The organism is Frankia sp. Hr75.2 (assembly GCF_949319125.1).
Taxonomy (GTDB): Bacteria; Actinomycetota; Actinomycetes; order Frankiales; family Frankiaceae; genus Parafrankia; species Parafrankia soli.
Map to the genome: position 1 here is coordinate 1 of NZ_CASGGV010000142.1, position 1,556 is coordinate 1,556.

Here is a 1,556-nt window from a genome sequence, read left to right on the forward strand (position 1 = left end):
CGCGCCGAGACGGCTGCTTCCTGGTAACGGCGGCCGTAGAACGCCAGCGTGGTCACCATCTCCCCGACGGAGGCAGTGAGGACGACGTCGTCGGTCTGGTTCGCGTGATCTTCGGCGAGTCGGATGAACCGGCGGGAGGCCAGGGTGTCCCCGAGGTTGAACGACAGCCGCGACAGCATGTAGGAGGCGTAGCCGGCGGCGACAGTGAGCTGGGTCTGCGGGCGGGCCCGGCCACTGCCGTTCATCAGATGGTGGTGCGCCGACTTCCACGTCTTCCACACCTTCGGCGCGAGCCGCTGGTGCGGTTCGACGGTGAACGCGATGGTGTGCGCGTTGATCGCGTCGTCGATCTCGTCAAGGGTCAGGACGTCGGGCGCGGACGAGGTCCACTCCCGGTACATCTGGGCGGCGACGAGGCTCGCGGCGGCGAGTTCGAACGCCTGCCGGCGGTTGGCGTCCACGGGTTCCTCCTGCCTGTGCGGGTCGAGCCCCAAATCCCGGGCCCGCTTCTCCCTGACAGCTTCGTCCCGCAATCGCCGGATGGCTCCCCCTGCGGCCAACGCGGTGTCCAGCGCGTCCGCGAGGTCCGCGGACGGGATCTCCTGGCCGTTGAGGGCCCGGGAAATCTGCTGGCGTTTGAACCCGGTCCGGGATTCGAGCCGGGTGTTGTTGGTCCGATGCTGGTCGCGCAGGTTCTGCAGCAGGTCTGCCAGGTTGGCGAGTGCGTCGTTTCGCTGACCAGCTTGCACCTTCGGCCTCCCCGTTGACGCCTTCGCAGGTGGGTGCAACGAGCTGTTGCATGCACGCAACGAGCCGTTGCTGTCTGTTGCTCCGTTTGGGCGCAGTGTGTCATGGGTGCTGCGCGCGGTGAACATGCCGATCCGGTCCCGTCCGTCGCAGCAGCTCGCGGCGGACGAGGCCCCGGCGGATGTCGCGTCGCTGCTTCAGCTCCCGCCGGGCCTGGGCCGAGTCGTGCGGCCCGGGTTCGGCGGGCTCCACCCGTCAACGCCGACCACATCGTTTCGAGGAACCCGTGTCTGTTGCGCCCACTGGCATGTCTGTCCCGGCCGTCCCACGGTGGCGGCGTCCGTCCGAGCTCGACCCGACGGTGCCCGATGCCGTCGAGGTCGCGCTCGACGAGCACCGTGTCCTGATCAGGTCGAGTCTGGGCCCGTCGGTGCGGACCACCCCTGGCTCGTTCGGGGACTTCGTCCGGGCGGTCAAGCGGGGCGAGTACGACGACCTGCTCGACGGGGTGGGGTGATGCCCGCTTCCGCGGAGGCTTCGATCGCGCTGCTGCACACGGCGCTGGTCGACCTGGTGCTGGCGAAGGAGTCCGTCTCCGTCCCGGTCGCGGCTGCGCTGCGCGCCGTGCCCCGGGACCTCTTCCTGCCCGACGCCTCCACCGAGGAGGCCTACAAGGACAACGTCGTTGTCACGAAACGTGACGTCTACGGAGCACCGCTTAGCTCGGTGTCAAGGCCCTCCACCGTCGCGGCGATGCTCAAGCAGCTCCAGGTCGAACCCGGCCATCAGATCCTGGAGATCGGCTCCGG

Annotated in this window: 1 protein-coding gene and 2 pseudogenes; 2 read left to right on the top strand and 1 reads right to left on the bottom strand. The window is 68.8% G+C overall.

The window, feature by feature from the left end:
* Nucleotides 1-749, bottom strand: a pseudogene (locus AC559T_RS12380) (hypothetical protein); the annotation flags it as partial.
* A gap of 305 nt (nucleotides 750-1,054) precedes the next feature.
* Between AC559T_RS12380 and AC559T_RS12385 the strand changes: the two are divergent.
* The gene (locus tag AC559T_RS12385; protein WP_498868793.1) at nucleotides 1,055-1,264 is read left to right on the top strand and encodes a DUF397 domain-containing protein; all 210 of its coding nucleotides are present in this window, start codon (nucleotides 1,055-1,057) and stop codon (nucleotides 1,262-1,264) included.
* A pseudogene (locus tag AC559T_RS12390) lies at nucleotides 1,264-1,556 on the top strand (methyltransferase, FxLD system); the annotation flags it as partial. The gene AC559T_RS12385 and the pseudogene AC559T_RS12390, both read left to right, overlap by 1 nt.